Below are 26898 nucleotides of genomic sequence, written 5' to 3'. Positions count from 1 at the left end.
TCCCCTGCACCACCCGTATAAGAATTTATGGTTCTCATTATATAGCGGGGGTCTTATGAAAGTTTGTCAGAAACAGAGAGCAGGCTGTAAAAATATTCCGACAAAAAAGCCTCTGCCGACATTTTATGGAAAAACCTTTCTAACCCTTACGGAGCCAAAGGTTAGCCCTTGCCGGGGCTGTCCATGACGGCGGACGTTGCCGGTGCCCGTGCATACATTCGTCAGCGATTGCCCTAGAGTTATGTGAGAATGGCTTGGATGCTGTCGGCAATTTGTTTGTGGCCGACAAAAAACAGCCCGGCTGCGAATCCTACACTGAAGTTGTGCAGAGCTTACTGCCATTGCGGGCAAATTCCAGGAATTGGACTATTACAAGGACACACAAAAAAACCGCGAAGGGCATGAAGCCCCAGCGGTTATTTATGATGTGCAAGACTCAGATTATACGCGCTTGGCTCCACGGCCGCCGCGCTTTCCTTCTGTGTTCTTCTTGATCGAAGATATCCGTTCTTCGCTGTCTTTCAGGAAGCGTGACATTTTATCCTCGAATGAAGGTTTACCGGCTGCAGGCTTGAATGGACGCCCACCCCGTTCACGATTGAATCCACCACCGCCGCCTCCGCCACTGCCGCCACCACCGCCGAAACGGTCTCCACCGCTTGGACGTTCTGGTCTTGGAGCTCTGGGGGGACGTACTTCTGACGCCGGCTTATCAACGGCCTGCTTAATGGAAAGTCCGATCTTGCCGTCCTTGTCAACATTGATCACCTTGACGGTTACTACATCCGCAATCTTCAAATGATCGTTAACATCCTTGACGTAGTTATCGGCGATCTCCGAGATGTGAACGAGACCTGTGACACCTCCTGACAGATCCACAAATGCTCCGAAATGCGTGATGCCTGTCACCTTGCCCTCTAACTTGGTGCCCACTTCAATTGCCATAGAATAAAATGATCCTCCCTTAAAAATATACAGACGAATATTAAGTTCATCCTGTCTGCGGTGATTTGATTATACAGTAAAGAAGAAAGCAAGGCAACAGAGCGAAAGCCCCTTTTAGCCTGCTTTTATTACTCAGATTGCTCTGTGCGGATAGGTGATTCACCTTCTGGATACATATTATACCATTTACGCGCTAATTGTCCGATATACTCATCATCATTCAGCCGCGAGACTTCATATTTCAGTTGGTTGAGCGAAGCTGTGACACTTTCATTGCTCTGCTGCTTCTTCGCAAGCTGTTCAGTCTTGTCGGCAATAGCTGAACTCTGGGCAAAGAAAGTAAACCCGGCCCAGCCGAAGAATACCGCCACTACAAAAATCCATATAAACTTTCTTCTCTTCGCGCCTGCGGCCGAAGCCTTATGGTTATCATTCTTCTCTTCCGCAGAGAATCTGTTCATACAGCGTACCCCCAGTTCAAGATCAGCGTTTCCGCCATCCCGATATCCATTTAGTGATCCTCACCATCCTGGCACTGTGATAGAACCGGGAAAGATACGGAGAGACCCACCTTACAGGAAGTACCCAGATTGGCTTGGTTAGACGCAGCAGCAGCTTCAAAATATAGAGCAGGATCCGGCCGAGCAGCAGCAGCGTTCCCTTCACAAGGCGCCACAGCCAGAGAAGCGGCCATCCGATTACGATCTCAATACATCTCCATAGCATCCTGCACGTATACTGAACCGACTGAATTAACATTAACACAAAACGCCGCACCGTAACACTGAAGATCAAAAAATAGATCCATACACCTAGAAAGAGTCCGAGAAAGACATAAAACCTCAATTGTCCCTGATTTCCGGCATAAAGCATGCGAAAGACGAACAGGGCAGCCGCTATCCAGTACAGCAGATCCAGCAGCGCATTCAGCCATTTGGGAAAGCTCAGCTTCAGCGACAGCACCCGGTAGCTGTCATAGGCCAGTCCCATGGCTGTGCCGGCCAGCACCATGTAGAGCAGGGTGATCCATTGGACCGCGGGATTCATTTGAACAGCTTACGGAGAATCCCTTTATTTTTGCCCTGCGTACCGGGGTCCAGATAAATCAGGGAATGAACATTGCCTTCAAGTGACAACAATCCATTCTCCAGACTTAAATTTTTGATATGTAAATGATTTCCCCGAATGGTGAGATGGCCGAGTTCCGTACGCAGCAGAAACTCCTCGCTGTCAAAGCTCTCTACATTCTGCACGCCCGTAAGTTCGACCTGTTTACGGCTGTGCATGTGCAGATCATGTTGTTTATTGACTTTGGCTGGCTCGATCATAGCATGTACCCCTCCTTCTTGGTTCTAATCTATGACGGAAGGACAGGGTATAGAACATGAAGGCGTGCCATGCATCGTAAAAAAGCGCAACTTCACATAGAGTAAAGTTACGCTTTCGGTTACTGCCTTTGAATATCTGCCTTACCAGTCGAGTCCGGTGCTTTTGGCCACAGGCTCTTCACGGAGCAGGGTATACATTCCGGCGGCCTCGTCCTTGCGGGTGGTCTCCACCAGCTTTTCGACTTTGACCGTCACAAGCTTTTGGCCGAACTGCACGGTAATCTCGTCACCGATCTTCACAGTGCTGCTCGGTTTGGATTCCCGTCCATTGATCAGTACCCGGCCCTGTTCGGACACATCCTTGGCCACGGTGCGGCGCTTGATCAGACGGGAAACTTTCAGGAACTTGTCCAGACGCATTAGTTAACGGCTTCTTTAAGCTTGTTACCTGCCTTGAAGGCCGGTACAGTCGATTCAGGGATTTCAATAGGTGTGCCCGATTGCGGGTTACGGCCTGTGCGGCCGGAACGTTTGCGGGTTTCAAAAGTACCGAATCCGATCAGCTGCACTTTATCTCCGCTTGCCAGAGCTTCTGTAATTTCGCCCAGAACCCCGTTGAGTACTGCTTCTACATCTTTTTTGGCCAATCCGCTTTTTTCGGAAATGTTGTTTACCAGATCTGTCTTGTTCATAATTTGAAGTTCCTCCTAGGATACAAAAAATAAATGAAAATCAGTTTGCTGGCAGAAATTGCCGCAAAACGTCATTTCGTCTTTATGATATTCTTGATTCTACCCTCAATTCCTGCCATGATCCGCCGTTTTTTTTAAAAATGTAACATCTGGCGGGAGAACCGGGGCTTATAGCACTATAACATTATAAACCTCTCTTTGCATTTCAAATCAGAGATTTAAGGTCCTGTTCACAGCATTACCGTTTCCCCGGCACTGTATACACTACTTGCTCCGCTCTTCCGTCTTGGCTTCCTGCCAGAGGGCTTCCATCTCTTCCAGACTACTGTCTTGAACACTAGTACCTCTATCAAGCAGCCGCTGCTCAATGTACTGGAACCGGGAGATAAACTTGCGGTTTGTGCGGGTCAGCGCTTCCTCCGGATCGGCATCGATGAAGCGGGCTACATTGGTTGCCGCGAACAGCAGATCGCCAAGCTCCAGCATCTGCTCCTCGGCAGACAGTCCCGTTTCAATGGCTTCCTGCAGTTCATCGGTCTCTTCACGGATTTTGGCCAATACATCCCCGGTGTTATCCCAGTCGAAACCGACCTTGGACGCCTTCTTCTGCAGCTTGTAGGCTTTCATCAGTGCAGGCAGGTCACGCGGAACCCCGCTGAGCGCGGATTGCGCTTCAGGCTTCACGCCTTTGCGCCGCTTCTCCTCGGCCTTCATGCCGTCCCAGTTCTGCAGCGCCTCCTCGGCATTGCCGGCAACACGGTCGCCGAAGACATGCGGATGGCGGAAGATCAGCTTATCATTCAGCCCCTCTATTACATCATAGACGCTAAATGTGCCGAGCTCCTCTTCCATCTGGGCATGAAGCATAATCTGGAGCAGCAGGTCGCCCAGCTCTTCCTTCATATGGTCCGGGTCATCCTCGTCAATCGTTTCCAGCACCTCATAAGTCTCTTCAATCAGGTTCTTGCGCAAGGATTCATGGGTCTGCTCACGGTCCCAGGGACAGCCTTCCGGGCTCCGCAAAATATCGACAATCTCATGCAGCCGGGCAAACGTACGCTTTCGCGCATCCTCTGCAGGGTTGATTGGAACATACACCAGCGAGAGGTTGCCGTATCCGTCCAGCCGGTCCAGCTCATACAGCGGCACACGGAGAATCTGCTCCTCGCCCTCTACACCGAGAGCATGTCCGACAATTACTTCATACTCCGGCGGATACAGTTCCATCAGGCAGAGCTTGGTTTCTGATGCAGTGAAGCTGTCATAGACCTGTCCGATCAGCGTGTGCAGCTCCGGGTGGAGCTGGGAGCTGCGGATGCCCGAAGCATCCAGCAGCTGAAATCCTTCAATCGGATCAAAGCCCAGACGGACGAATGCCTCATCGAGGAAGCTCTCGCCGCCGAGGATATTCAGCTCAATGTCGGCCTCCGGGCAGCGCTGGCGCAGCAGGGATACAGCGGATTCAGCAACCATGGGATGTCCCGGCACGGCATAGACGATTTCTGTGCCTTGCGGAGCCGCCGCTGCCTTCTCAATCAGGGTGGCCGTAATGGCTTCGTAGACCTCAGGGAAGGAGGATAACGATTCATACAGCCCGTCGAAAGACTCCGAAGAAATCTCAAGCTCAGCCAGTGCAGCCATAGCGGGATGCTCCGCGGTCCGCACGTAAATGGCGGATGCCGCCTTGAGCTTCTTGATAATGCCCAGTGTCAGCCGGTCCGGATTGCCGGAGCCAAGACCGACTACCGTTAGTATTGCGCTCATGCCTGTCTACTCCTTTCAGGGCACCTGCCTGCTGCTCGTGCAGCCGGTGGCCCTATGTAAATTATTAGTAAGCCTTAAGGGAACAGGCGCAGCTTCTTCAGCTTGTCCGCCAGCCGGGGGCCGAAGCCCGGAAGCTGGCGCAGTTCGTTCTCGCTGAGCAGCCGCAGCGCCACTGCGCCGAGTGCGAAGACGGCGCAGCCTGCGAGCACGCCGAGCAGGCTCTGCGCCAGCGCAGCGGTCCGCCCGCCGCCGAAGCCGGCCGCGTCCGCCGCTCTGCCCGCGGCGAGGCTCACGGCCGCGGCAACCAGCCCCAGGCCCGCGAGCAGCGCCGCGGGCTTCAGCAGGGCATCTGCGAAGCGCAGCCGCAGATAGCCCTGGCGGTGCAGCAGCAGCACGTTCAGCGCTGCTGCGAAGAGATGTGCGGCCACGCCGGCGATGGCCGCACCGGTAATGCCCTGCTGCGGGACCAGCAGCAGGTTCAGGGCCGCCTTAAGCGCAGCGGCGGCCAGAAGGTGCAGCGCCGGCGCACGCACGGCGCCAAGGCCCTGCAGCAGCGCGGCAGAGATGATGCTGACCGTACCGCCGGCGGCGGTGAAGGCCAGCCAGGTCATCGCACTGCTGCCGGCAGCGTCCCCGTACAGAGCCGTGTTAACCGGCTCTGCAAGAACGGCCAGGCCTACGGACGCGGCCAGCCCGAGGAGCCAGAACCAGCGCAGCGACAACGTGATGCGCGTGCGGATAAGGTCCTCGTTCCGCTGGAATTTCGCTTCCGCCAGGGCCGGAATGAATACTACCGACAACGAGGTGGCCAGCATGGTTACGATCTGGACGAGCGGCAGTCCGCGGTTATAGATGCCGAACTGGGCCATAGCAGCAGTCTCACTGCTGCCGCTTCCCGTCAGCAGACGGGGAACCGTGAACACATCCACCAGGCCGATCAGCGGCACTGCCAGAGCGCCCAGCATCACCGGCAGTCCATAAGCCAGCAGCTTACGGGCATTCGCGCTGCGTTCCGGGCGGACTTCAGCTGAGGCTGGTTTCCCTCTGGCCGGAACATGAGGCATGACGTCCTGCAGCCCGCGGCGGCGGTAACTGCGCCAGTAGAGGAGCATAACAGCCAGACCTGCCAATCCCCCGCCCGCAGGACCGAGCAATGCGCCGGCGGCAATACCTGCCGCATCGGCACCGGCCGCTGTCAGATAGAGCAGCAGTGCGATCATGACTGCCACACGTACCGACTGCTCTATGACCTGTGACACCGCAGTCGGCATCATATTATGCAGCCCCTGGAAGTAACCGCGCAGAGCAGCCATCATCGGTACTACTGCCAGTCCCCAGGCGCTGCTGCGCAGAGCAGGGGTAATATGGGAGTTGCCGACCCACACAGCAATAACCGGAGCTCCGGTATAGACCAGAACCCCGAGAATCAGTCCGGAGACTGCTGTAATGCCCGCTGACAGGCGCAGCACCCGCCGTCCTTCCTGATCATCCTGCGCAGCAGATGCCTCTGCTACGAACCGGGAGATGGCTGCAGGCAACCCCAGCATGGCCACCGTGACCAGAATCGTATATAGCGGATAGACCGTATTGTAGATACCGAATGCTGCGTCACCGCCCAGGTTCTGCAGCGGAATCTTCTGCAGGGTGCCGATCAGTTTCGAGAAAATAGCTGCCGCGCTAAGAATAAATGCCCCTTGCAGCAGCTTCGAGCCTTGTGTGTCCGATTTCATGATATACCTGCTTCTACAGCGTGACTGCCATTTTATTGAACGTGAACTTAAGCATGTTACCCTAAAGTCCGCATTCTTAAGTTCATCCTATTAGAATGAATTTCTATATTATAGCTTAAGTATGCCTGTAAGTGGAAATGGCTTCGCTGATACAACAAAACCCCGCCATTTCCTGTGGATTCATACCCAGAGGATAAGCGGGGTTCTATAGGCCAATCTCTTACTGCTCCATTTGCTTGCCCAGGAAGGCTGCGGCTGTTTCAGCCATCTTCACTTCCATCTGCGCCATTTTCACCGTGTCATCCTTATTCAGCAGTACTACACAGCCGATTGGATCTCCGCCGGAGATAATGGGTGCTGCCACGTAGCTGGATAGCAGCTCCGTGTGGTCTTTGCTGATGTCGTAGCTGCCCCCATTAGTCTCAAGCACCGTTTTACGGCTTTCCATTACCTTCTCCAGCAGTACGCCAACCTGCTTCTCCAAATAATCCTTCTTGGAGCCGCCGGCGAGTGCGATGAAGGTGTCCCGGTCCGTAATCATGGTAATATGCCCTGTTCCCTCATACAGTGACTCCGCATATTCTTTAGCGAAATCACCCAGCTCGCCGATCGGAGAATACTTTTTCAGTATAACTTCACCGTCACGGTCGACGAAGATTTCCAGAGGGTCTCCTTCCCGAATCCGCAAGGTGCGTCTAATCTCTTTAGGGATAACAACTCGTCCGAGGTCATCAATACGGCGTACAATTCCAGTAGCTTTCATTTCACATGTTGCCCCGCTTTCTTAAGAAGTATGGTCCAACTACTGTCCATTATGGGAATGGTTAATCCCAGTGATTTATCGTAATATCTGACCATAGTATTCATCTCTTCCCAGTTCCTTATACATCCAAGCCGCCTGTTTAAAATAGTTCATGCAAAATCACAGCACTCCAGGCGCATCATTCCAGTTATGTTCTTAAATTCTCCATTCTATACCTGCTCCAGACGGGTCAAAAAAAGCCGCCTGATGCTTGGCGCATCAGACGGCTTGTCCGCCTTTAGAATTATTTGGCTGCTTCTGTAGCGGCCGGAGCGGCTGTGGCATCGGCCGGGGCTGGAGTAGCTGTAGCGGCTGTTCCCGGTTCATCGGCTGCAGCGGTGCTCTTCGGCAGGTTGATCTCAATCTTCAGGCTGTCCAGATCCTTCTCGAGGAACGACTCCAGGCTGGCGGAAGCTGCTGAGCTCTTAACGGTCTCCAGCTGCTCTGCCGTCAGCTTGTCGAAGGTTGTCTCCTTGCGGGCTTCAACTTTAATGACGTGATAGCCGTAGCTGCTCTTCACCGGATCACTGATCGTATTAAGCGGCAGCGTCTGGGCTGCGGCTTTGAACTCTTCTACGTATTTGGACAGAAGCGTGTCCTTATATTCGCCCCCGGTATCCTTCGTACTGGTATCATCCGAGTATTCCTTGGCAACGGCTGCAAAGTCTGCGCCGCCGTCCAGCTTCGCTTTGGCTTCATTGGCACGTTTCAGCGCATCTGCATCCGTACGCTCCTTGCCGTCAGCATCCGTCAAGCCAACCAGCACATGACGCAGTGTAGCTACGGTGAAGTCAGCTTTAATCGCTTCGTACTCTGTCTTTACCTGCTCGTCCGTTACTTTGAGCAGCATGTCCTGATAAACGGTAAGCACCCGCTGCATATAAGAACGCAGATCGGATTCACTTAGATCCTGCTCCTTCAGAGAGCTTTTATAGGAGTCGCCCAGACTGCTCTTGATCGTCTCAATCTGTGTGTCGACTTCTTTCTCTGCTGCCTTCTTCGCCTCATCCGTTGCCTGGCCGGCCAGATACTCAAACGCGACCTCCTGCTTCAGGATAGACTCCTTGAACATATCAATCTCCAGATACTGCGCCTGCTGCGGAGACAGGAATTTCATTACGCGGGTATCCAGATCGAATTCCTTCGCAGTAATCGTTCCGCCATTATAAGTTGCCACGGCTGTATCATCGCCGCTGTTGTTGCTGCAGGCAGCAAGCATTGAGAAGGAAACTGCTGCAACCAGTGAGACCAGCAGCACTTTCCATGGTTTTTTATTTAACGACATTGTGTAATTCTCCCTTCGATTTTAAAGACTGTTTGGCTGCCGCGAGGAATTGCTCCAGCAGATCAAGCAGCTCTTTGTCGTCCAAGTCTTTGGACTTGATGCGGATCGTTGCTTTCGCATCCTTATCAAATTGTACACGTCTTTCGAAGCTATTTCCAACTTTGGCAAGCTTCGCCGTATCAAACGCTCCGATACTTCCTTCATGGAAATTGAGTGAGACCTCATCGCCCCGACGGACCATAGATTCCATACCATACAGCTTGCCGTATACCTTCAGCCGGGCCACAGAGAGCAGATTGATGACCGCCTCCGGCAATTCGCCGAACCGGTCAAGCAGCTCATCCTCAAGCTCCGAAGCATCCTCAAAAGTAGCCACCGCAGCGACTTTTTTATAGATTTCAATTTTTTGGATACTGTCGTAAATATACTCGGATGGAAGGTACGCGTCAATCGACAAATCAATCACGGTATTGCCCTGTTTCAGCGAAGTATCCTCTTCACCAAGCACGCTGACTTTACGCTTGCGGATTTCCTCCGCCAGCATCTGCGAATACAGATCGAACCCAACAGAAGCAATGAACCCGTGCTGCTCCGCACCGAGCAGATTACCTGCTCCGCGGATGGAGAGATCGCGCATGGCAATTTTGAAGCCTGAACCAAGCTCCGTGAATTCCTTAATCGACTGCAGGCGTTTCTCAGCCACTTCTGTCAGTACTTTATCCCGCTGGTATGTGAAGTACGCATAAGCTATCCGGTTAGAACGGCCCACACGGCCGCGCAGCTGATAGAGCTGGGAAAGTCCCATTTTGTCGGCATCATGCACAATCAGCGTATTGACGTTTGGAATATCCACGCCAGTCTCTATAATACTTGTGCTGACGAGCACATCGTATTCTCCATCGAGGAAGTCGAGAATGGTCTTCTCCAGCTCCGACTCCGACATCTGCCCATGGCCGATGCCTACTCTTGCCTCCGGCACCAGCATGGAGATTTGTGCAGCCATTTCCTGAATCCCCTGGACGCGGTTATAGAGGTAATAGACCTGGCCGCCACGGGCAAGCTCCCGCTCTACCGCTTCACGGGTCAGGGTCTGGCTATGCTCAACAACATACGTCTGTACGGGAAAGCGGTTCTCTGGTGGCGTCTCAATAACTGACAAGTCCCGGACACCCAGCATCGACATATGCAGAGTGCGGGGAATCGGCGTTGCCGTCAGGGTCAGCACATCGACATTGGTCTTCAGCTTCTTCAGCTTCTCTTTGTGGGTCACGCCGAAACGCTGCTCTTCATCGACAATCAGAAGACCCAGATCTTTGAACACCAGATCCTGCGACAGCAGACGGTGTGTGCCTATAACCACATCCACGGTACCCTGTCTTACTCCCTTAATGGTGTCATTCTGCTCCTTGCGGCTGCGGAAACGGCTCAGCACCTGAATGTTCAGCGGATAGTTGGCGAAGCGCTCACGGAAGGTTTCATAGTGCTGCTGCGCCAGAATCGTCGTTGGTACGAGTACTGCCACCTGCTTGCCCTCAATCGCTGATTTAAAAGCAGCCCGGATCGCCACTTCAGTCTTGCCGTAGCCCACATCTCCGCAGAGCAGGCGGTCCATCGGACGGTTCTGCTCCATATCCTTCTTGATCTCTTCGATCGCACGAAGCTGGTCACGGGTCTCCTCATACGGGAACATCTCTTCGAATTCACGCTGTTCCTGCGTATCCTTCTCGAAGCCATAACCGAGCGCGCTCTGGCGTTCGGCGTAGAGCTTGATCAGATCATCGGCGATATCCTGGACCGAGCTCCGTACTTTGCTGGTAACCCTCGTCCACTCGTTGCCGCCAAGCTTATATACCTTCGGCTCCTTGTCTTCTGAACCGACATACTTCTGAATGAGATCGATCTGTTCAATCGGAACCGAGAGCTTGTCGCCGCCCGCATAGAGAATATGCATATAGTCGCGGTGAATCCCGCTGACCTCGAGCGTGCCGATGCCCATGTACTTGCCGATCCCGTGGTTCTGGTGAACCACATAATCGCCAATCTTCAGCTCCGTATAACTCTTGATCCGTTCGGCATTGTCAATTCCCTTGGAGACCTTCCGCGCCTTGCGCTGCTTCTGCGAGAACATCTCACCTTCAGTGATGACAGCCAAATGAATGGAAGGAAGCTCAAAACCGGAGCCCAGGTTGCCCTGAAGGATAGTCGGCGCTTCAATCCCGTAGTCGTCCAGCACCCGGCGGACACGCTCCATCCGCTCCTCGCCATTGGCCAGCATAATAACCTTCACGCCGGACTTATGCCAGCGTTCCATCTCGGATTTCAGCACATTCATCTGCCCATGGAAATCCTGCATTCCCCGGCTGATGAAGCCGAGGATATTCTGCGGCTGAATATGCGGAACCTGACGCAGGAAAATCGACATGAACAAGCTCTGGAACGGGCGGTGATACATAATCACATCGCTCTCGACAGAAAGATGCAGGTCAGGCAGCGTTTTACCGTTCTGCAGCAGATGCAGGTTCCATTCCGACTCATCGCGCTCCAGCTGCTTCGCAGTTTCCAGCAATCGGGCCGGTTCATCCAGCACAAGCAACGTATCCTGTGCCATGTAATCATACAGATGAGAGCGTTCAGGATATAAGAGACTGATATATTTATAGATTTCCGGAAAATAAGTGCCTTCGCGCAACATTTCCAGCTCCCGGCCCATTTCCTCACGCAGACGCAGCTTGGCCTGACGGTCGCTCATTTTCTCGAGCTGCCGCTCCAGCAGCGCTGACGCAGCTGTAGAGGCCGCATCCTGGCGCAGCTGATCGGCAATAATCTCCTTGGCCGGAGTAATCTTCACACTGCGGACCTTATCAATAGACCGCTGGTCTATGGGATCAAAGGTACGAATGGAATCTACTTCATCATCAAACAGCTCCACCCGGTAAGCCAGTGGAGAAGTCATAGGATAGAAATCAATAATACCGCCGCGCACGCTGAGTTCACCGCGGTTCTCCACCCGCTCGACACGCTCATAGCCCATTTCAATCATGGACATGAGGAATTCATCCAGCGAAAGGGTACCGTCCTGCGAAACGGTCAGCTGGGCTCCGGCCATCACATGAGGGGCGGGGAGCAGCCGCCGGACGCCGGAGTAAGGAACAACTACAACTCCACGGAAGCCCTTGGCACATTTCGTAAGCACATCAATACGCTGAGCGAGTGTCTCGGGGCTCGAGACTGCAGCTTCAGCAGCTACCAGCTCATTAGCCGGATACAGCAGCACACGGTCCGGAGAAAGCGCTTCCTGCAAATCCTCGGCCATCTTCTGGGCCGAGAACATATTATGAGTGACTACCAGCAGCGGACGCTCCGTCTCTTCATGCAGCGCAGCCAGCATAATTTGTCTGGCCGAGCCGGATAAGCCGGAGATAAGCTGCTCCTTCATACCTGCAGCGATACCGCTGGTGACGGACTGAAAATCGGGATCCTTCGAAAAAGCTTCTATAAGACCTTGTAACAACAGGTGCACCTCTCTTACTAAACAGGCTGACAGCAGCATTGCCGCTGCCACCTATTATAATTAGAATCGAAAACAAGCCTCAGCGGATAAGGCCAAGGCTTGCGGATGACGATAGAGACAGGCGCTTCCACCTACTGAAGCGGACTGGCCAGCAGGCTGAGTTCCGGATTGTTATCCAGGGCCTGCTTGCAGTAACCGCAGGTAACCTTCACCGTAATCTCACCTTCTGAATCATACGCTATTATATCTCTGCGTTCCGCAGGGGTCAAGGAATGTAGGCCCAGCTGCATCTCTGTGATATCACTTCTGCCGATACTTCCTAAGAATGTCCGGCAGTGCCTGCATACATAGTTTATTGCCATCTATATGCCTCCTGAAGGTAGTATATACCTCCAGTATGCCCCGCCCCGGATAGCTTTAGCCTTAATTACTGCACCCTATACCTTGTAATCAGCCATTGAACTTGGCCATGGTCTGCTCAAATGTATGCTGCAGGCCAAATTCCACTGCATCACAAGTATCCATAATCATCGTTTCCAGCTTGGGTCCATCTTTCTTGGAGAACGTAGACAGCACATAATCGACAATTGCAAATCCCGGCTCCGGACGTGAGATCCCCATCCGCACCCGGTTGAAGCTCTGGGTACCTGTGTGCTGGATGATCGACTTGATTCCGTTATGTCCGCCGGCACTGCCTTGATAGCGCAGCCGAATTTTGCCCAGCTCCGTATCCAGATCATCATAGACAACAATCATATCTTCCAGCTGGACCTTGTAATAATCCATATAAGCGCGGACCGCCTCACCGGACAGGTTCATGAAAGTCATCGGTTTAATCAGTACGGTCTTAACTCCGCCAATGACACCTTCGCCGATCACCGCTTTGCATTTATTCTGGTTAAAGGCAATTCCGTGTCTGGACGCAAGCTCATCCAGCGCCATGAAGCCAACATTATGCTTGGTCTTCGCGTATTGCGTTCCGGGATTTCCAAGTCCAACAATCCATTTCATAACTAAGGTCTATCCTTTCCGCCCGGTACTCCCAGCAGAAGAGTTCCGTTTTTGGTACAATAAGTTTATACTCCGAAGACAGGTGATGAACAATGCCACATCAGGGCGATATTTTAACATTACCGCGCCATTTCCAGTACCATATTCAATATGCTGTGCCTGTTGAAGTATTTAGGGGTAGCGCTCATGTAGACATCGGTGTGATTACAGCGGTGGATGAAGGCTTTGTGGAGCTCCAGGGGACGCTATACAACCGCAGCCTGTTCACCTTCATCTCCCGCCCGGGATACTGAAACGTACCAGCCGCTCCGTTTCCCGCATCACGCCGACAAGGGTTACATCTTCCGCTTCACGGAGGTGTAACCCTTTTTCTAATATAAGCAGCTTATTCGATCTCGAACAGTTTGCTGATCGACAGCTCTTCATGCACACGAATAATAGCTTCGCCCATAAGCGGAGCTACGGACAGTACTTTGAGCTTGCTTGTCGGATTACTGCTGCGAATTGGAATGGTATCCGTCACGATAATTTCTTTGATTGGAGAGTTTTCCAGACGTTCATGCGCAGGCCCGGACAATACAGGATGTGTACAGCAGGCGTAGACTTCCTTCACGCCGCCTTCCATCAGAGCATTGGCCCCCAGCACGATCGTTCCTGCCGTATCGATGATATCATCGATCAGAATCGCTGTTTTACCTTCAATGTTACCGATAATGTTCATAACCTCACTAACGTTCGGCTCAGGACGGCGCTTGTCGATGATCGCCAGTGGAGCGTTGAGGAAATCAGCAAGCTTTCTTGCCCGCACAACACCGCCATGGTCCGGAGATACGACAACCGGGTTCTGAATTTGTTTGGAACGGAAGTATTGGGCCAGAATCGGAACACCCAGCAGATGATCCACAGGAATATCGAAGAAGCCTTGAATTTGCATCGCATGAAGGTCCATGGTAATGACGCGATGTGCACCCGCTTTTTCAATCAGGTTCGCTACCAGCTTGGCCGTAATCGGATCGCGTGAACGGGCCTTACGGTCTTGGCGCGCATAACCGTAGTAAGGAATGACGACATTGATGCTCTTCGCAGACGCACGCTTAAGCGCATCTACCATAACCAGAAGCTCCATCAGATTGTCGTTAACCGGTCCACAGGTGGACTGCACAATATATACATGACAGCCCCGGACGCTTTCCGACAGCTTAACCTGAATCTCTCCGTCGCTGAAGCTGGTAGTGTGGGACTCGCCCATCGGAATACCGATATAATCGGCAATCTGACTGGCCAGCTTAGGATTGGAGTTGCAGGTGAAAATCTTTAGTTTGGAATCGCAATAAGTCATAAAATATAAACCCTCCGTGACGGAATTTAACTTCCAAGTAGCACCGGCGCGGATTTGCAGAGTCCGTCCGGCGCTTTGGCCTTGGGCGCTTTACGATGGACTCGACTGGTCTTTCTTCGCTTTGGCACGGGAGCGGATCTTCTCCGCATAACCCGGCTTATTCTCCTGCCTTACTCTGGCAACCGCCAGATCATTCTCCGGAACAGAACGAGTGATGGTTGACCCAGCGACAACGAATGCGCCTTTGCCCACAGTTACCGGAGCTACAAGGTTCACATTGCTGCCGATAAAGGCATCATCCCCGATTTCTGTTCTCGACTTGTTGTAGCCATCATAGTTAACGGTGATGGCACCACAGCCGATATTCACATTCTTACCGACCTCGGCATCACCGACATAGCTTAAATGGGACACTTTGGAGCCGTCACCGATTGTAGCATTCTTGATCTCCACGAAATCGCCGATCTTGACCTCTTCGCCAAGCACGGCACCCGGACGCAAATACGCAAAAGGCCCAACGGATGCCCGTGCGCCGACCTCAGCCTGACTCAGTACGGAATGCTTCACTACAGCACCGTCCATAATCACGCAGTCTTCAATTTCGCTCGCAGGTCCGATCACACAATCTTCGCCGATTACCGTCTTGCCTTTGAGCACAGTGCCCGGATACAGCACAGTGTCTGCTCCAATGACAACATCCGCTCCAATATAGGTAGAGGCAGGATCGATTAAAGTTACGCCGTTCAGCATATGCCCGCGGTTGATACGCTCACGCATATAGCCTTCCGCTTCGGACAATGCCAGGCGGTCATTCACACCAATAGACTCTGCAGCATCATGGGCCTGATATCCAAGAACGATATCTCCCTGTGCCCGGAGTATACCGATAACATCAGTCAAATAATATTCCTGCTGGTTATTGGTATTGGTTACCTTCTCCAGAGCGGCAAATAGCTTAACGTTATCAAAACAATAAGTGCCTGTATTGATTTCGCTGACAGCGGCTTCGCTCTCTGTGCAGTCCTTCTGTTCTACAATCCTCTGCACTCCGCCATCTTCGCCACGGATAATCCGGCCATATCCGGCAGGCTGCTCCATAACAGCGGTGAGGACGGTTGCGGCAGCTTTCTGTGCTTCATGCAGCGCCATCAGCCCTTCCAGCGTCTCGGTCATTACCAGCGGAGTATCCCCGCAGATTACGATCGTAGTTCCTTCTTCGCCGCCAAGCAGATCTTTGGCTTGTTTGACGGCATGCCCGGTTCCAAGCTGGATATCCTGCAGCACATATTCGGCACTGTCGCCTACATAAGCTTTAACTTTCTCAGCGCCGTGACCTACGACGACGACTGTACGCTCGCATCCGGTCGCCTTTACTGTATCAAGCACGTGCCCTACCATCGGTTTGCCGCAGACGGGGTGCAGCACTTTGTATAATTTAGATTTCATGCGCTTGCCTTGGCCTGCAGCAAGTACAACAGCCATTCTTTTCAAGAATGCCAACCTCCTACTTCTTGAACTCACTACTGAATATATCTCATTCCGGGCAAAAAGAAAAGAGAACCATGAAGGCATGGTTCCCTTTTCTTCGAACCCCAATAAAATCCCCCCACAAAGTGGGGCTTTGGCTTCGAGGCTGACCTAGGTACTTTGCAGGGGCCCCAAAACATAAAATGTCTTATCTTAAAAAAACGGCATGGCTTTACGCCGCCCGGGAGGGCAGCAATCCTTGAGAGTCAGCGCTTCACAGCTTAAGCTCCCTCTTCAATGACTTCTTCTTCTTCCGTAGCGGCGCGTTCGTACTCGGCCAGAACCGCAGATTGAATCTTTTCGCGCGTTCCCGAAGAAATCGGGTGAGCGATATCGCGGAATTCACCGTCAGGTGTACGCTTGCTGGGCATTGCAACGAACATCCCGTTATTACCATCGATGACGCGTATGTCATGAACAACAAACTCGTTATCGATTGTAATGGATGCGATTGCTTTCATTCTCCCCTCAGAGTTGACGCGGCGGAGTCTGACATCCGTAATTTGCATGTGTGTGTTCACCACCTTTTTCCATCAGAGACTTGGTGTATAATTCCACACAGCAAAGCGAATTCCTTCTTTTTCATTCCATAAAATGCCTGAAAAAGAAGATTATTTTTGCAGAACCATTGATTTCGACACATTTCGTGCTGTTATCTTAGGATTCCTCACGGTTTCGACATTATGCACGGGTTTTTAATCTTGGAAATCCAGCTCCCTCAGGAGGGGAAATAGTTGCCGGGATACGCGGAAATGCGCCGCACCTTGGAATCTACCTCAGTAAGCTTTACGAGTGATACGTAATCATGCAGCAGGCGTTCTTCCTTCTCCACCGCTCCGGATTCTACAAGTACGCCTACACCGGCGACCTCAGCATTGAACTCACCGAGCAGATCAACCATCCCGCGTACGGTACCGCCCGCCTTCATGAAGTCATCCACGATCAGCACCCGGGATTTCTCACGCAGTGCCCGTCTGGACAGCGACATCGTATGTATGCTCTTGTGCGAACCCGAGACATAATTAATGCTTACCGCAGAACCCTCGGTCACCTGATGGTCGCGGCGCACCAGTACTACAGGTAGCCCAAGCTGTGCAGCCGTCGCATAAGCCAGCGGAATCCCCTTGGTCTCCACCGTCATCACGACATCAATCTCTACTCCGTAAAAAGCCGTAGCAATAATCTTACCGGCTTGCTCCATCAGGGACGGCAGTCCCAGCAGATCGGACATGTACAAATAACCGCCGGGCAGAATCCGGTCACTCTGCTCCAGCTGCCCGCACAGACGGTTCACGAAAGCTAGGGCCATGTCCATCTGCATCCGCGGAATATACCTGACTCCGCCTGCAGCACCCGCCAGGGTTTGCAGTTCGCCCATGCCTTCGCCTTCAAATACCTCTTTTATAATAGCCAGATCTTCACTGACCGATGACTTCGCTGCACCGTACCGCTCTGCGAAGGTCGAGAGCGGCAGCAGATCATGCGGCTTCTCAAGTAAAAATTGGGTCATATCAACCAATCGCTGGCTTCGTTTAAGTTTCTTCACGGAATGCTCCTCGCCAAAACCGAATATTATTATGAATAATATCATTTTTGTACGGATTTACACAAGCGAAAACGGTTATACCGTCCTTCAGTAGAAGACTTGTGCTTCGCTCAAGAAGAAACGGCTAAGCTGCCTGGGGCAGCGGTAACCGTTTCTGTGTGCCTCGGCTCAGCTCAGCGAACGCACGGCATAGACTTCCTTGCAGAATCCGCGGAGCCCGTTATAGATTCTTGCCACCTTGGACTGCTTCGATACCAGGCCGAATACTGTCGGTCCGCTGCCGGACATCAGTACCCCGTCTGCCCCCAGCTTCATCATCGCTTCCTTAAGCTGCTGTACCTCCGGGTGCAGCTTCAGGGTCACATCCTCCAGCACATTGCCCAGGCCCGCGCAGACCGCCGCGAAATCGCCGGCCTCAATCGCCTGCTGCATCCGGAGTGCGGACGGATGAACCGCGATGTTATTCGCGCGTACGCGTCCGTACACCTCAGCCGTCGATACATTAATCGGCGGCTTGGCCAGGACGACCCAGCATTGCGGCGGACTCGCTATTTGCGTCAGCCGTTCTCCCCTGCCCGTAGCCAGGGCAGTGCCTCCTGTGACGCAGAACGGGACGTCCGAGCCCAGCTCGGCGCCCAGTTCCTGCAGCTCCTGCGCCGGGATCCCGAGGCGCCAGAGCCGGTTCAGGCCGCGCAGCGTAGCCGCGGCGTCACTGCTGCCGCCGGCTAGGCCGGCAGCGACCGGAATTCTTTTGTCCAAGTGAATATGTACACCGCTTCTCACGTTATAGCGGTCTTTAATCAGTCTTGCGGCCTGGAAGGCCAGATTCTTCTCGTCCAGCGGAATATACCCGGCCTGGCTAGAGATAATAATGGAATCACGCTTCAGCTCGGAGAGCTCCAGACGGTCGGCCAGATCGACCATAGTCATAATCATTTCCACTTCATGAAATCCGTCAGCGCGCTTATGCAGCACATCCAGCATCAAATTAATCTTGGCCGGCGCTTTCTCATACATTTTCAAGGCGTTCACCCACCCTCAGCTTTTCCCGTAAAAACAACTTAACATATTATATGAGAAACTGGCAGTGAAGTCCATTAACAAAAGTTGAGTAAGCTTCTCCGGACCCCCGTATTTGGAAAAAGGTACCGCCAGCAGGCGATACCCAGGTTACAACTGCAGACCCCAGCTTTACGGCGTTACGATTTCCGTGCAGCCTGTTCAGCCAGCTGAATCGCTCTCTTGACCATGTTCCCGGCGTCAACTGCCCGGATTCCGCCCCAGCCTTCCTGCTCTACCGTTTCATAGAATCCAAGCTCCTTGGCCAGCTCTGTCTTCAGTTCCTCCGACATCATGCCCCGTCTTCTGCGGCTCATTACGGATTCCTCCCTGTATGCTATTGGATGATGAGCTACTGCTTATGTAGTATGCGGCCAAGGGGCACAGGTCATGCAGCGGAAAAACAAAAAACAGCCCCCCTGCAGGGAGACTGTCCGTGACGCTAAGCTTTAATATACATAATCCGCATCTGCCCATCGTCTTCGGTAACTGTGATTTCCACAGATTCAGTAAGGATATCGGCATAGCTATAGGAGACTCGCTTGAATGTTTGCTGCTCCTGATCCAGTTTGACAATAAATACAGAAGGGTACGTTTCTTCCAGGACACCGGTACGTTCAACGGTCTTGCGACGACCACCGTTAGCCCGCAACGTGATCTTATGACCGACGTGAGCTTCGAGACTGCGTTTGATTTCCAACAGCGCGTTATTAGCCATTGCCTGACGACCACCTCTTTCCTTGTCCATTATACAACTTTTCACAATCATTGTCAAAGCAAATAAATAATTATAGATGATGCTAAAATAGTTGTCAACGGAATTTTTTTAGAAGCACGAAGTCCCGGCTTAAGCGCCTTGTTATCGGTAATGCTGAACGCAAATCTGCCCATGAAAAAAGGAAGGATAAGCCGGATCGCTTATCCTTCCTTCTCTATATCCGCCGCTACAGCACCGAAGGCGCCACCTTCAGGGTAGCAAGATTCTGCAGCCGGGGCATCCCGATACGGAAGCTCCCGCGGGTCTCAATTCCGCCCATTCCCTGGTTGCCGCTAATGGTATGGTTCAATACATCGCTCAAATTGACCGTATCGCGGATCGATGTGAATGAAGCCTTGGCCGCAATATAGACGGGGTCCAGGGCATGAATGAGTATTCTTCCCGGTGAGCTGGCGAAATTCGCCCCTGTGCCCAGCAGCGCCTCGAAATGCGACTGGCAGGCCCCTGCAACAATCGTCAGGGCGTCGAAATTCCGCTCATACTCCCGGGCAACCTGGATAGCCGCAACAAAATTCTGCGAATTTTTGTAGCTGCTCAGGCTGTAGAGATCATAACCCTGCTGTTGCTTAAGTACTCCGTCATGACCGGTAATCACCACGATATCCGGACGCACACGGGGCAGCAGCCGGTACAAGGTCTCCGCCATTTTGGACTCATGAATATGATGCCCTTCGGCGGGTATGCGCAACTGCTCATACAGACTCAGGCTCTTCTTCAGGTACAGCGCGTCGCCATCCAAATGCAGCACCTTACCCGGCACTTCGAAAAATCCGGCTTCCTTCGGAGTTGGGGCCCATGTGCCAGTTGCTCCCGATACACTCTCTCCGCTGCGCTGGCTCTGCTCCTGACGGTCTTTGCGCAGCCAGCTCAGGGATTCTATGGCTTTGATCTGCGCCTGCTGCCCCCGCTCTGTAATCCGGGTAGGAGGCACCTGCACCAGATCATCCAGCGGAGAGTCCGCCAGCAACCGGAATTCCGTCCCCTTGATGACGGCTTTATTCTGCACTATATTCTCTACCCGGAAAGTCACATCGCCGCCATAAGATTTACGTATGACCAAGTCTCCTAAATTCATTACAACACCACCTCTACCCCATGTTATGGGCAAAGGTCCCGGTTGGTTCATCACCCGGAGTGTTTTCTGCTGATTATACGATTCCTGCGGCCAGCAGGACAGCGCTTAGCCGCGCATATTCCTCCAGGCTAAGTGTCTCTCCGCGGCGGGACGGCTCTATCCCTGCTTCAGCCAGCAGGGCCTCCAGACGCTCACGCCCCTCTTCAGCGAAGTAGCGGGCCTTCAGGTTATTGGCGATCGTCTTGCGCCGCTGGGTGAAGGATGCCTGGACAACATCGAAGAAATGCTTCTCGTCGGCAACTTCAACCGGAGGACGCTCTCTGACCTTCAGACGGATGACGGCTGATTCTACATTCGGCTGCGGAATGAACACTGTCCGGGGTACCATGCAGACCAGCTCGGGCTCGCTGTAATACTGGACGGCAATACTAAGACTTCCGTACTCTTTGCCCCCAGGAGAAGCAGCCATACGTTCGGCAACTTCCTTCTGGATCATAACGACGATGTTATCAAGCGGCAGCTTCTCTTCCAGCAGCTTCATGAGAATCGGGGTCGTCACATAATACGGGAGGTTGGCTACTACGCTAACCCGGTCCACACCGGCAAAATCTTCGGCAAACAGCTCCTGCATGTTGACCTTCAGTACATCATCATTGCGGATCTTTACATGGGGATAGGGTGACAGGACATCCCTGAGGATCGGGATCAGTCTGCGGTCAATCTCCACCGCTGTGACCGCACCTGCTGTCATCGCCAGCCTTTCCGTCAGGGCTCCGATACCCGGGCCAATCTCCAGTGCGCCTGCTGCAGAATCCAGACCTGCGGCATCGACAATTTTGTCCAGAATATTCTGGTCGATCAAAAAGTTCTGGCCCAGGCTTTTTTTGAACGAAAACCCGTACCGCTGTATGATTGCTTTGGTTCTAGTTGGGGATGAGATATTCAGAGTGTCGCTCATGAAGTAATGCCTCCCTGATCAATTTGGGCGAGAGCGCGCGCGAACTCTTCGCGTGTAATACCGAACATCGCCAGACGCTTGTACAGCTGCTTGCCGTTGCAATAACCGATACCCAGCAGATTGCCAAGCTGCATTCTTCTCTCTGCTGCCTGTGCGTGTACCATCATACCTGCGGCCATAAGATCATCCAGCCCGATTACAGCCGGTGCCCCTTCAAAAGAAGTGTGGACATGCTCCAGCGCATGGCGGATGGCCTCAGGCGAGGCATTCTCCACACCTATATCCCCTTTGCGGGTAGCATCCTTCTCCGGAATGAATGCGTGCTTGCATCCGGGTACCTTGGAGGAGACAATTTTGCGAATCCGCTCTCCGGCATGATCGGGATCCGTGAGGATGATAACCCCTCTGCGTTCCATGGCTAATGTAATCTTCGCAATGACCTTGCGGTCCACTGCGGAACCGCCTGTTTCAATCGTATCCGCTTCTACGGCCCGCTTAACGGCCACGGTATCGCTTTTACCTTCGACGACAATTAATTCTTTAATCATAAATAATTTACTCCCTTACTCTAAAACGCAAAAAGAAGAGGATTCGCTCCCCTTCTTTTTGGCTAAAGGATGTATAAGTGATGAGCGGCAGCTCTCTAAATTCCGTAAGTGCTACCCCCACTATATCTTATAAACCGCTAATTTGCAAAAGACTTGCCGCTTAGTTAAGCTCCGGCTTCACAGGTCCAATCACATAGATGGTCCGCGACTTCCGGCCGAAATTACGGGCATGGCTCAGTGAATCGTAGTAAACATCTACCTTGTTGCCTTTAATGGCACCGCCGGTATCCTCTGCTCGGCGAAACCCTAATCCCTCAATGTACACCCACCAGCCAATTGGTATTACATTCGGATCCACTGCAATAGTGCGGCCTTCCGTTACGCGTGTGCCGGAGGCGGTACGTGTTCCAATTCCCGGTTCTTCCGAGGAATACGCCGTCATGGATACGTTTTTGATCATTTTTTTGTATTCAAAATCTACGCCTGCCTTGCTCGTGACGTTGTTGCTCTTTGCGCTGACTTTGGATGATTTGGAGGTTGTAGTTGCTTTGGATGTAGTTGCTTTGGATGTAGTTGCTGCAGCTACAACAGGCTTCGGAACCGCTTTGGTACCGACAGCAATAACCTTATCTTTGGTTACCGTCTGAACTTCCTTGCCGACCATATTCATGGAGACTAGCTCCCCATCCTGATATATCTTCTCGATATGCTGGATGATCGCGCCCGGCTTGCCTGCCTGTGCAACTCTTACGTCTCCCTTATACAGAGAGGGGTCTGCGGTTTTGATGACCTTAAAAGGCAAGTTTACTGTCCGCTGTACGGTCTGCTTGGTAATACGGACAATCTTGACTTCCATGTCGGGTGTGACTGCGGTATCAAGCGAAGGGAAAATCTTGTCATTGCCCTCCAGGCTGTAACCCAGCTTGGTAATGGCATCTCCGAGCGAATCCTCGGTGGTGTATATGGTCTTGGTTGCACCGTCTGCAGTAAGCATAAGCTTCTGCGCACGGGTGATTACGACACGGTCGCCGTCTTGTATTTCATCACTAAGGCCAATAGATAGCTCATCATACGGCTGCAGCGAAATTTGTTCCTTTGCCAGCACATCACTGAGCAGCGCTTCCCGCGTCTCCAGTGTCTGTACCTGTCCGTCTATAACTAAAATAATTTCTTTATTACTCTGACCGTGTACGTACAGCAGAATTAACAGTGCGATAACAATCGATATCACACCTGCAAGTGAAAGTACGCGAGGATTCACTTGCTTCAACCGTAATGCGAAAGACCTGCTGGATGATTGCGAATCATGGGATACCTCTGGTTGGAATACGCCCACTCTCTCCATCCTCCTTACATAGCCCCGTCGTCCAAGTTATATCAAGGTGACTGCATCATTTCTGACGAAACTAGGTTTGAGATTGCAACAGGATACGCCCGCATTGCTCCAGCGTTTCCTGCTCATGGATCGCCTGCTCGGCATAGCTACTCCGGATATCTGTTATATAACAGTATGCCGGGAACATCCGCATTATTCAAAACAAAAAAAAGCCCAAAAAAGAGTTCACAGAGGACTCTTTCGTGGCTTCTCCGGTGTCGAATACGCGGGAATGTTTATGCACGAGGTTTCCTCTCTTACTTGCGCTTACGGGGTTAGCTGTCGGGTTCGGGCATAAGAGAGACGCCCTATCTCAGGTCACCCGCTCACGGCGGTTGCCCTCAAATTCACCCCAAAGACCACGTGAAGAAATCAAATAAATTCTGCGGCAATTCTGTGTTGTACTCTATGTACGGGCATGCGGCAGGGCATTTATTGGTTCCCCCGTTCTCCATACGGAGACTCAGCGAGACGATCCATGAAATAGTGACTGTCACAGTAACAACAGCTCACTGCACTGAAAAGATGATATCCTGTTTTGATGCATGTTGTAAAGGACGATTCAACCACGTTTACGTAAAAAAATGATTAAAATATTGTAATATTCAGCCGTTTTTAGACTATAAAAGTTTAATATATCGGCTATACTTCATTTTTCACCGCTTTTTCTCCCGTTTTCAGACAATTCCAAATCGTTCCAGTGCGTTCGCATACGTAATTTCCGCCAATTCCTGTAAATCAATCCCTTTTATTGCCGCAGCTGCCTCCGCTACCAGTCTTACGTGTGCGGTCTCATTCCGCTTGCCGCGGAAGGGGTGCGGAGTCAAATATGGGGAGTCCGTTTCGATCAGCAGCCGGTCCAGAGGAGTCTGGGCGAGCACCTCTTTGGGCACCCTGGCATTCTTAAACGTAATCGGTCCGCCGAAGGACAAATGGAAGCCGAGATCCAGACACATTTTGGCGCTTTCCCAGCTGCCGGAGAACGAATGCATCACCCCTCCAACCTCACCCGCTTTTTCCTCCCGCAGAATCCGGATTACATCCTCGTGGGCATCGCGGTTATGGATACAGATGGGCATCTTCAGTTCACGTGCCAGGCCAATTTGCTTGCGGAATACCTCATGCTGCACATCCTTAGGAGAGGTGTCCCAATAATAGTCAAGTCCGATCTCACCGATGGCCACTACCTTGGGATGACTGCAAAGCGAAGCGATCCATTCGAGGTCGCCCTCCTTCATACTGAATGCATCCTGTGGATGCCAGCCCACCGCTGCATAAATATAATCATATTTCTCTGCGAGCTCCATCGTTGTCGGAATCGTCTCCCGGTTGAAGCCGATATTGATCATTTTACTGACTCCGGACTCCAGCGCCCGGGCGATTACCTCCTCGCGGTCCTCGTCGAATTGCGGAGCATCCAAATGGGTATGTGTGTCGAATAACTGCATTATATTTCATCCTTTCCGCCTTCATTTCTATGATGAATTACAAGTATTTTAGGTTATTTTGCAAAAATATCTGCGATGGAGGGCGGCAGCTGTGGAAGGGCTTTCTGCAGCCTGTCCTGCGGGAAATAGAGATGGTATCTGCCTCGGTGAATCCCGCTGATTGAGCGTACAATATCCGATACCTCTGAGATCTCCCGCAGCTTATCATGACGGTCCAGAAGCAGAATCTGTTTGCTGTCAAAAGCATCCCCCGGACGGAATACATCATAAGGAAGATCTGTCGGAAAATCAATTTCCAGATCATAATCAGCACGCAGTCCGGCACCGGCAAAGCTGCGGCGGATTTCGTCAATTGTCTCTGTATCCAGATGCTCCATCTCCACATATTTATACAGTTTACGATGAATAAATCGGCTGCACAAGTCGCTTAAAATTTCATCTTTCTCCAGCGTCCACTGCATGAAGGCTGTCTGCATCAATGCCTCATCCAGCAGCAGGTACTGCTCCACCGTTACATCCCCGCGGAACAAATCACTTAGCGGCTCAATCATGAACCGGAAACCATAATCCTCCTGCACCAGCTCCTTGGCTCTGCGGAGAATCTGGCGCAGAATAATTTCCGAGCTGCGTGTTACCGGATGGAAATAGACCTGCCAGTACATCTGATAACGTGACATCAGGTAATCCTCAATCGCATGCATCCCGGATTCTTTGACAACTACCCGGCCGTCATAGGGGCGCAGCATCCGCAGAATCCGGTCAATGTCTATGGTTCCGTAATTTACCCCTGTATAATAGGCATCACGCAAAAGATAATCCATCCGGTCCGCATCCAGCGGCCCCGACACCAAATTGACAACAATTTCATGCTCATACGTTTTGGAGATCACAGAGGCTACTTTATTGGGGAAATCCTCAGCTACATCACGCAGAATAGCGGTGATTTCTGTATCCTCCAGAATGATCCGGCAGGTCCAGTCCTCATGATCCATTTCAAAAGCTTCTTCTATAGAATGGGAAAACGGGCCATGTCCCAAATCATGCAGCAGCGCCGCACACAGGGTAAGCAGACTCTCCTCAGGCATCCAATCCTTATATCCGCTCCGTTCAAACTGCGATATAATCCGCCGGGTAATTTCATAAACACCAAGCGAATGGGAAAACCGGCTGTGTTCTGCGCCATGGAAAGTCAGATAAGAGGTACCGAGCTGGCGGATGCGCCGCAGACGCTGGAACTCCTTGGTGTTAATCAGACGCCAGATAATGGTGTCCTGGACGTGAATGTAGTTATGAACCGGATCTTTAAATACCTTCTCTTCTGTCAGCGGTTGCTTCATGAGATCAACTCCTTTGAATAATATCCATAGAGATAGGGTGGAATTACAGTTATAATAATAAATATTGTCGTACTTTGTCGAATTATGACAATTTAGCAATTTACAAATCGACAAATATTTTCGAGGTTCTTTTTGGGATATATGCCTAACCAATGGCGGTATGAATGTTTCCTTCAAAGTTTCCTTAAAATTCGCCTCAAAAAAGGTTGACTGTTTTGGGAATGGTTGGTATTATAAATATCATAAAACAGTGAACAATGTCGAATATTGACGCTTTTGATAATTGAGAGGAGCAACGATTGTAATGATGAAATCAACAGGAATTGTACGTAAGGTAGATGAGCTTGGACGGGTCGTTATTCCAATTGAATTGCGCCGCACACTGGGTATTGGAGAAAAAGATGCGCTCGAAATTTACGTGGACGGTGAGCGGATCATGCTTAAGAAATATGAGCCTGCCTGCATTTTCTGCGGTAATGCTGAGAATGTAACCTATTTCAAAGGTAAAATTGTTTGTCATGAATGTATTTCTGCTATCCCTACCCCTGTGACAAACTAAACCAAATAGGTTATAATAGGAACTAATCACTAATCAAATTGTTAATTCTAACCTTTTTATATCTCCTTGGCCTCCCGTTAGCGCGGGAGGTATTTTTTTGCACTTTTTCGGGGACTTTCCCCGGATACCCCTTTACCCTATTTAAACATTAACTATTAAATTCATAACCCTTAGATCATAACCTTTAGATCATAAATCTTAGATCATAACCTTAACTTCTTCTTACCCTCCCAAACCCTCCCTATAGGGAGGGCCCCAAGGGCCCCGGCCCTCTGGACACC

General features: G+C 51.7%; 28 protein-coding genes and 1 riboswitch. Of the genes, 2 read left to right on the top strand and 26 right to left on the bottom strand.

Annotated elements, in window-relative coordinates; all coding sequences use genetic code 11:
* Positions 1 to 441 precede the first annotated feature (441 nt).
* The 13 genes from NSQ73_RS30455 to pth form a co-directional block, all read right to left on the bottom strand.
* Positions 442 to 945: a S1 domain-containing RNA-binding protein gene (locus NSQ73_RS30455; protein WP_042132690.1), complete on the bottom strand. Its 504-nt coding sequence runs from the start codon at positions 943 to 945 to the stop codon at positions 442 to 444.
* 128 nt (positions 946 to 1073) lie between these two features.
* Positions 1074 to 1406 (bottom strand): FtsB family cell division protein, encoded by a 333-nt coding sequence (locus NSQ73_RS30450; RefSeq protein ID WP_171715654.1) that lies wholly within the window; start codon positions 1404 to 1406, stop codon positions 1074 to 1076.
* Between the two features lie 22 nt (positions 1407 to 1428).
* A complete protein-coding gene (gene yabQ / locus NSQ73_RS30445) occupies positions 1429 to 1992 on the bottom strand; it encodes a spore cortex biosynthesis protein YabQ (protein ID WP_171715655.1) in 564 nt (187 codons plus the stop codon).
* On the bottom strand, positions 1989 to 2273 hold the full coding sequence (gene yabP / locus NSQ73_RS30440; RefSeq protein ID WP_171715656.1) for a sporulation protein YabP: 285 nt from the start codon (positions 2271 to 2273) through the stop codon (positions 1989 to 1991). Before yabP ends, yabQ begins: the two co-directional genes overlap by 4 nt.
* Positions 2274 to 2414: 141 nt before the next feature.
* Positions 2415 to 2693, bottom strand: a complete 279-nt coding sequence (locus tag NSQ73_RS30435) for an RNA-binding S4 domain-containing protein (protein ID WP_036723951.1) — start codon at positions 2691 to 2693, stop codon at positions 2415 to 2417.
* Complete coding sequence (locus tag NSQ73_RS30430; RefSeq protein ID WP_039309509.1) at positions 2693 to 2965, bottom strand: HU family DNA-binding protein; 273 nt, start codon at positions 2963 to 2965, stop codon at positions 2693 to 2695. The genes NSQ73_RS30435 and NSQ73_RS30430 overlap by 1 nt, the downstream gene beginning before the upstream one ends.
* A gap of 264 nt (positions 2966 to 3229) precedes the next feature.
* Entirely contained in the window at positions 3230 to 4729 is a 1500-nt protein-coding gene (mazG, locus tag NSQ73_RS30425; protein ID WP_340989926.1) for a nucleoside triphosphate pyrophosphohydrolase, read from the bottom strand.
* A gap of 74 nt (positions 4730 to 4803) precedes the next feature.
* The gene (locus NSQ73_RS30420) at positions 4804 to 6459 is read right to left on the bottom strand and encodes a putative polysaccharide biosynthesis protein (protein ID WP_340989925.1); all 1656 of its coding nucleotides are present in this window, start codon (positions 6457 to 6459) and stop codon (positions 4804 to 4806) included.
* Positions 6460 to 6679: 220 nt separating this feature from the next.
* A complete protein-coding gene (gene spoVT / locus NSQ73_RS30415) occupies positions 6680 to 7222 on the bottom strand; it encodes a stage V sporulation protein T (RefSeq protein WP_171715659.1) in 543 nt (180 codons plus the stop codon).
* Positions 7223 to 7505: 283 nt separating this feature from the next.
* Complete coding sequence (locus NSQ73_RS30410; protein ID WP_340989923.1) at positions 7506 to 8546, bottom strand: peptidylprolyl isomerase; 1041 nt, start codon at positions 8544 to 8546, stop codon at positions 7506 to 7508.
* Positions 8533 to 12057, bottom strand: a complete 3525-nt coding sequence (mfd, locus tag NSQ73_RS30405; protein ID WP_039305792.1) for a transcription-repair coupling factor — start codon at positions 12055 to 12057, stop codon at positions 8533 to 8535. The genes NSQ73_RS30410 and mfd overlap by 14 nt, the downstream gene beginning before the upstream one ends.
* A 131-nt stretch (positions 12058 to 12188) precedes the next feature.
* Positions 12189 to 12419: an anti-sigma-F factor Fin family protein gene (locus NSQ73_RS30400; protein ID WP_039305780.1), complete on the bottom strand. Its 231-nt coding sequence runs from the start codon at positions 12417 to 12419 to the stop codon at positions 12189 to 12191.
* Between the two features lie 88 nt (positions 12420 to 12507).
* Positions 12508 to 13068, bottom strand: a complete 561-nt coding sequence (gene pth / locus NSQ73_RS30395) for an aminoacyl-tRNA hydrolase (RefSeq protein WP_042132685.1) — start codon at positions 13066 to 13068, stop codon at positions 12508 to 12510.
* 92 nt (positions 13069 to 13160) lie between these two features.
* Between pth and NSQ73_RS30390 the strand changes: the two genes are divergently transcribed.
* Positions 13161 to 13361, top strand: a complete 201-nt coding sequence (locus NSQ73_RS30390; protein WP_039305774.1) for a hypothetical protein — start codon at positions 13161 to 13163, stop codon at positions 13359 to 13361.
* Between the two features lie 92 nt (positions 13362 to 13453).
* On the opposite strand, the gene NSQ73_RS30385 is transcribed toward NSQ73_RS30390, so the two are convergent.
* From NSQ73_RS30385 to NSQ73_RS30325, 13 genes are all read right to left on the bottom strand, one after another.
* Complete coding sequence (locus tag NSQ73_RS30385; RefSeq protein WP_019914487.1) at positions 13454 to 14407, bottom strand: ribose-phosphate diphosphokinase; 954 nt, start codon at positions 14405 to 14407, stop codon at positions 13454 to 13456.
* 90 nt (positions 14408 to 14497) lie between these two features.
* Positions 14498 to 15898, bottom strand: a complete 1401-nt coding sequence (gene glmU / locus NSQ73_RS30380) for a bifunctional UDP-N-acetylglucosamine diphosphorylase/glucosamine-1-phosphate N-acetyltransferase GlmU (RefSeq protein WP_340989922.1) — start codon at positions 15896 to 15898, stop codon at positions 14498 to 14500.
* A gap of 257 nt (positions 15899 to 16155) precedes the next feature.
* Positions 16156 to 16443 carry a septation regulator SpoVG gene (gene spoVG / locus NSQ73_RS30375; protein WP_036696395.1) on the bottom strand — a complete coding sequence of 96 codons (288 nt, stop codon included), beginning with the start codon at positions 16441 to 16443 and terminating at the stop codon, positions 16156 to 16158.
* A gap of 209 nt (positions 16444 to 16652) precedes the next feature.
* Positions 16653 to 17480 (bottom strand): pur operon repressor, encoded by an 828-nt coding sequence (gene purR, locus NSQ73_RS30370; RefSeq protein ID WP_340989920.1) that lies wholly within the window; start codon positions 17478 to 17480, stop codon positions 16653 to 16655.
* A 168-nt stretch (positions 17481 to 17648) separates the two neighbouring features.
* Entirely contained in the window at positions 17649 to 18503 is an 855-nt protein-coding gene (ispE, locus tag NSQ73_RS30365) for a 4-(cytidine 5'-diphospho)-2-C-methyl-D-erythritol kinase (RefSeq protein ID WP_039305763.1), read from the bottom strand.
* Between the two features lie 176 nt (positions 18504 to 18679).
* Positions 18680 to 18856 (bottom strand): small, acid-soluble spore protein, alpha/beta type, encoded by a 177-nt coding sequence (locus tag NSQ73_RS30360; protein ID WP_039305760.1) that lies wholly within the window; start codon positions 18854 to 18856, stop codon positions 18680 to 18682.
* Between the two features lie 125 nt (positions 18857 to 18981).
* Positions 18982 to 19257, bottom strand: a complete 276-nt coding sequence (gene veg / locus NSQ73_RS30355; protein ID WP_036696386.1) for a biofilm formation stimulator Veg — start codon at positions 19255 to 19257, stop codon at positions 18982 to 18984.
* Between the two features lie 226 nt (positions 19258 to 19483).
* The gene (gene yabG / locus NSQ73_RS30350) at positions 19484 to 20392 is read right to left on the bottom strand and encodes a sporulation peptidase YabG (protein ID WP_171715664.1); all 909 of its coding nucleotides are present in this window, start codon (positions 20390 to 20392) and stop codon (positions 19484 to 19486) included.
* A 73-nt stretch (positions 20393 to 20465) separates the two neighbouring features.
* On the bottom strand, positions 20466 to 21350 hold the full coding sequence (gene rsmA / locus NSQ73_RS30345) for a 16S rRNA (adenine(1518)-N(6)/adenine(1519)-N(6))-dimethyltransferase RsmA (protein WP_042132680.1): 885 nt from the start codon (positions 21348 to 21350) through the stop codon (positions 20466 to 20468).
* On the bottom strand, positions 21347 to 21898 hold the full coding sequence (gene rnmV, locus NSQ73_RS30340; RefSeq protein WP_039305750.1) for a ribonuclease M5: 552 nt from the start codon (positions 21896 to 21898) through the stop codon (positions 21347 to 21349). Before rnmV ends, rsmA begins: the two co-directional genes overlap by 4 nt.
* 160 nt (positions 21899 to 22058) lie before the next feature.
* Positions 22059 to 23234, bottom strand: coding sequence for a 3D domain-containing protein (locus tag NSQ73_RS30335; protein ID WP_340989918.1), 1176 nt, complete (start codon positions 23232 to 23234; stop codon positions 22059 to 22061).
* 288 nt (positions 23235 to 23522) lie between these two features.
* Positions 23523 to 23752, bottom strand: a riboswitch (cyclic di-AMP (ydaO/yuaA leader).
* Positions 23753 to 23950: 198 nt separating this feature from the next.
* On the bottom strand, positions 23951 to 24721 hold the full coding sequence (locus tag NSQ73_RS30330) for a TatD family hydrolase (protein ID WP_039305744.1): 771 nt from the start codon (positions 24719 to 24721) through the stop codon (positions 23951 to 23953).
* 53 nt (positions 24722 to 24774) lie between these two features.
* Positions 24775 to 26058, bottom strand: coding sequence for an HD domain-containing protein (locus tag NSQ73_RS30325; RefSeq protein WP_042132678.1), 1284 nt, complete (start codon positions 26056 to 26058; stop codon positions 24775 to 24777).
* 304 nt (positions 26059 to 26362) lie between these two features.
* Here NSQ73_RS30325 and NSQ73_RS30320 point away from each other — a divergent pair, with 304 nt between their 5' ends.
* The gene (locus tag NSQ73_RS30320) at positions 26363 to 26617 is read left to right on the top strand and encodes an AbrB/MazE/SpoVT family DNA-binding domain-containing protein (protein ID WP_019914502.1); all 255 of its coding nucleotides are present in this window, start codon (positions 26363 to 26365) and stop codon (positions 26615 to 26617) included.
* The last annotated feature ends 281 nt before the right edge of the window (positions 26618 to 26898 follow it).

Source organism: Paenibacillus sp. FSL R10-2736, from assembly GCF_038000245.1.
GTDB classification, from domain to species: domain Bacteria; phylum Bacillota; class Bacilli; order Paenibacillales; family Paenibacillaceae; genus Paenibacillus_AQ; species Paenibacillus_AQ phytohabitans.
Note: the sequence above shows the minus strand (reverse complement) of the source record. Positions and strands in the feature narration are given on the sequence as shown.